This window comes from Actinophytocola sp. (assembly GCF_045807065.1).
GTDB lineage: Bacteria > Actinomycetota > Actinomycetes > Mycobacteriales > Pseudonocardiaceae > Actinophytocola.
Window position 1 is genome coordinate 1 of sequence record NZ_JBJMIE010000459.1, and the last position, 4,261, is coordinate 4,261.

Genomic DNA, 4,261 nt, shown 5'->3' on the forward strand with positions numbered 1-4,261 from the left:
CATTCCGGTGTGACCGTCGCCTGTGGGCGGCGCGACGCCAGCTGCACCACCGTCGCGCCGGACAGGAGCACGACCGCGCCGATGACCTGCGCGGCCGTCAGCGCCTGGCCGAGCAGCAGCCAGGCGAGGACGGTCGCCACGATCGGCTCGATCACGGCCAGCACGCTGACCACGTTCGCCGGCAGGAGCCGCAGCGAGCTGAGGGACAGCAGGTAGGCGAGCGCCGTGCTCACGACCGCGCACGTCGCCAGCAGCACCCACACCGGCACGTCCCACGGGCCGAAGTCGGCGTCGGCGACCATGACGTCGCCGGGCAGCGACCACGGCGGCGCCAGGAGGGCGATCACGACCGCGCCGATCACCATGCCCCACGTGACCAGCCCCAGCGGCGCGATCGTGCGGCCGGCACGCTCGCCGAGGAGGAAGTAGGCCGCCGCGCACAGGGCCGCGGCGATGCCGCACAGCAGGCCGAGCGCGTCGAGCCGCAGGCCCTGCCACACCTGCGCGACCAGCGCGAGCCCGAGTACCGCGAGCGCGGTGCCGACCCACATCCGCGCCGGCAGCACCACTCGCCGCACGAACCGCACCCACAGCGCCACGAGCACCGGCGAGGTGAACTCCAGCAGCATCGCCACGCCGATCGGGATCCGCGACACGGCCGCGAAGTACAGCAGCTGCACCGTGGCGACGCCGATGAACCCGTACCCGGCGAGCACGGGGAGGTCCGCCCGCCGGACCTTCAGCAGCCTCGGCCTGGTGACCGCCACGAACGCCAGCAGCAGCGCGGCGGCCAGCCCGATGCGGAAGCTCACGGCCTGCTGGGGCGACAGCCCGGCGTCCATCGCCGGCTTGACCAGCGGCCCCGAGGTCCCGAAGCAGACCGAGGCGAGCACGATCAGGGTCGTCCCTCGGCTAACCGTCGTTGGCCTTTTGCCGGTGACGGGCGTGGTCGGCGCATCGGTCGCGGTCGTCGTCATCGTGGGCTGCCCCCTTCGTCAACTGCTGGTTTCCACCGCCAACGGTAGGCAAATCCCCGCTGATCACGATTGAATTATTTCCCGCCTGGACGCAAAATCGTTGCGTGAAACTCGACGAGATCGATCACCTGTTGCTTGACGAGCTCCAGGCCGACGCCGGGCGGACCCTGCGGGAGCTGGGCGAGGTCGTCGGCCTGTCACCGAGCGCGGTCCAGCGGCGGATGGAGCGGTACCGCGAGAGCGGCCTGCTGTCCCGCACGGCCGCCGTCCTCGACCCGAAGGCCAGCCACGACCTGGTGATGGCGATCGTTCTCGTCGCGATCGAGCGGGAGTCCCCGCGCCTGCTCGAGGCGTTCCAGCGCCGGCTGCTCGCCGCGCCGGAGGTGCAGCAGCTCTACATCTGCTACGGCGAGTGGGACTACGCGGTCGTCCTGACCACGTCCGGCATGGCACACCACAACGAGGTGTCGACGCGGCTGTTCAACCAGTCCGCGAACGTCCGCCGCTTCACGACGATGCTCGTGCTCGACCCGCTGCGCACCGGGTCGGCCATCCCCGCCCGAGCGCTCAAGCTGTAGGGGGTTGCCAGGGCGACCTGGTGTCCGTCGGTCGCGTCGGGTCGTGGAACCTCGGCCTGTCCAGCTGGTCGGCACGCAGTGGCACGAGGTTGTCGGTGATGGCCCGCATGATCCGCTTGTGGGCGCGCATCCCGTCGCCGGGCTTGCCCGGGGACAGGTCGGACAGGTCGACGAGCGGTCCGAAGTGGACCCTGAACGTCGGCCTGCGCGCGACCGCCCTGGCGAACGAGGTCGCCAGCGGCACGAGGTCCCGCCAGCCCGTCACGGTCTCGGTGCCCCAGTAGACGGCCTCGTGCGCGCCCCACTGGCTGATCGTCAGCACCGGCACGCCCGCGGCCAGCGCGATCCGCGCCGCCCCGGTCTTGCCCCGCTCCGGCCACAGGCCCGGCGTGCGGCTGATGCGGCCCTCGGGGTAGACGAGCACCGGCCCCGGCGTCTCCCGCAGTGCCGTGGTGACCCGCTCGAACGCCTCGGTGACGTTCACGCTGTGGCGGTCCACCCGGATGCTGCCGCCCTGCCGCAGCCCCCAGCCGACGACCGGCGCGTCGAGCAGTCCGCCGGCGAGCAGGAAGCGCGGGTTCACGCCCGCCTCCCGCAACGCGGCGGTCAGCACGAACGCGTCGAACGTCCCGATGTGGTTGGCGGCGATCAGCATGGGCTGGTGCCGCAGCTCGTGGGGGATGGTGCCGGTGACCGCCAGCCGCCCGACCAGCCGGACCAGGCCGCTGTCGACGAACGTCATGGCCCGCCAGAGCGGCGACACCTTCCGCGGCCGGGGCCTGGGCCACCGGCGTGTCGACTCGGAACTGCGGCGAGACAGCGCGACCATGAGCGGAGCATCGCATGGACCTCTGGGGATCTCATCAGCGGTCGGGCATTCCCGTGGGGTTCGTGTGGCGGGAGTGACCGATGTGGCGGGAGCCGACTACCGTGGGGGACATGGCGAACCGGACAGCCTCTTCCAGGTCCAAGGGCCGCGGCACGGGTAGCGGCTCTGGGAGCAGTGCTCGAAAGCGTCCGCCGGCCAGGACCACCACCCGCACCCCGGCGGCGCGCAAGCCGCCGATCCGCAAGACGAACAGCAGGGGCTCGGTCAGCCGCGCCCTGTTCCGCGGCCTCCTCGGTGGCTGGCGGCTGCTGGCCAAGGGCGTCGGCGGGATCGCCCGCACGGTCGGCCGCACCAAGGAGCTGGACTCCGCGCACCGCCGCGACGGGCTCGCGTTCGCGCTGATCGCCGTCGGCGTGGTCGCGGGCGCCGGCATCTGGTGGCGCGCCGCCGGTCCGGTCGGCCACTACCTGGAGATCGGCGCGCGGTCCGTGGTCGGCGCCGCCGCCATGGCGATGCCGCTCACGCTGCTGGTCATCGGCATCGCGCTGATGCGCTCGGACCCGCGGCCGGAGAAGCGGCCGCGGCTGGTGATCGGCGCGCTGCTGTTCGTCCTGGCGGTCCTGGGGATCCTGCACATCTTCTCCGACCTGCCCGAGGACAACTTCCACCAGCGGTACGCGGGTGGCGCGCTGGGCTACTTCTCCGGCGGGCTGCTCGCGAAGGGCATCACCTCGTGGGTCGCGCTGCCGGTGCTCCTGCTGGCGCTGGGGTTCGGCGTGCTCGTGTTCACCGGCACCCGGTTCCGGGACATCCCTACGCGGCTGCGTGAGCTGGGCATGGACCCGGAGGACCGCGAGGCCGAGGGCATCGACCTGCCGGGCGCCGAGGAGCCGGCCGCGGATCCGGTGCCCGACGAGGCCGAGACGGTCCGCCTGCGCCGCCCGTCCCGCCGCCGCCAGTCCTCGATGCCGACCGGCGAGGCGGAGCAGCTCCCGCTGCCCGAGACGGGGGTCGGTGCGGAGATCCCGCCGCCGCCCGAGCCCCCGACCCCACCGCCGCCGCCCCGCAAGCGCCCGAAGCCGGCAGAGGTCAAGGAGAACCAGCCGGCCAAGGAACAGCAGGGGCAGCTCGACCTCACCCCCCGCGTGGTGGACGGCGACTACACGCTGCCCGACCCGAACCTGCTGGAGACCGGCGAGGCGCCGAAGTCCCGCAGCCGCGCGAACGACGCCATGATCGAGGCGATCACCGGCGTGCTCGACCAGTTCGGCATCGACGCGCAGGTCACCGGCTTCACCCGCGGCCCGACGGTGACCAGGTACGAGGTCGAGCTGGGCATGGGCGTGAAGGTCGAGAAGATCACCGCCCTGACCAAGAACATCGCGTACGCGGTCGCCACCGACAACGTCCGCCTGCTCGCGCCGATCCCCGGCAAGTCGGCGGTCGGCATCGAGGTCCCGAACTCCGACCGCGAGATGGTGCGCCTCGGCGACGTCCTCCGCTCGAACACGGCCGTCAAGGACGGCCACCCGATGGTGATCGGCCTCGGCAAGGACATCGAGGGCCACATGGTCACCGCGAACCTGGCGAAGATGCCGCACCTGCTGTGCGCGGGCTCGACGGGCTCCGGCAAGTCGAGCTTCGTCAACTCGATGCTGGTGTCGCTGCTGGCCAGGGCAACGCCGGACGAGGTCAGGATGATCCTGGTCGACCCGAAGATGGTGGAGCTGACCCCGTACGAGGGGATCCCGCACCTGATCACCCCGATCATCACGCAGCCGAAGAAGGCGGCGGCCGCGCTGACGTGGCTGGTCGAGGAGATGGAACAGCGCTACCAGGACATGCAGGCCAACCGCGTCCGGCACATCGATGTGTTC

General features: G+C 71.9%; 4 protein-coding genes. 2 read left to right on the forward strand and 2 right to left on the reverse strand.

Translation table 11 applies throughout. The features are described 5' to 3' along the window. Nucleotides 1–977, reverse strand: a 977-nt coding sequence (locus ACJ73U_RS26960) for an EamA family transporter (protein ID WP_407780513.1), incomplete at its 3' end; no start/stop codon positions are given. A gap of 104 nt (nucleotides 978–1,081) precedes the next feature. Between ACJ73U_RS26960 and ACJ73U_RS26965 the strand changes: the two genes are divergently transcribed. Next, nucleotides 1,082–1,555 carry an Lrp/AsnC family transcriptional regulator gene (locus ACJ73U_RS26965; RefSeq protein ID WP_407780514.1) on the forward strand — a complete coding sequence of 158 codons (474 nt, stop codon included), beginning with the start codon at nucleotides 1,082–1,084 and terminating at the stop codon, nucleotides 1,553–1,555. Here the strand turns inward: ACJ73U_RS26965 and ACJ73U_RS26970 are convergent. After that, the gene (locus ACJ73U_RS26970; RefSeq protein WP_407780515.1) at nucleotides 1,545–2,384 is read right to left on the reverse strand and encodes a lysophospholipid acyltransferase family protein; all 840 of its coding nucleotides are present in this window, start codon (nucleotides 2,382–2,384) and stop codon (nucleotides 1,545–1,547) included. The genes ACJ73U_RS26965 and ACJ73U_RS26970 overlap by 11 nt on opposite strands. Before the next feature lie 110 nt (nucleotides 2,385–2,494). Here ACJ73U_RS26970 and ACJ73U_RS26975 point away from each other — a divergent pair. Continuing rightward, a partial coding sequence (locus tag ACJ73U_RS26975; protein ID WP_407780516.1) for a DNA translocase FtsK 4TM domain-containing protein occupies nucleotides 2,495–4,261 on the forward strand: 1,767 nt, incomplete at its 3' end.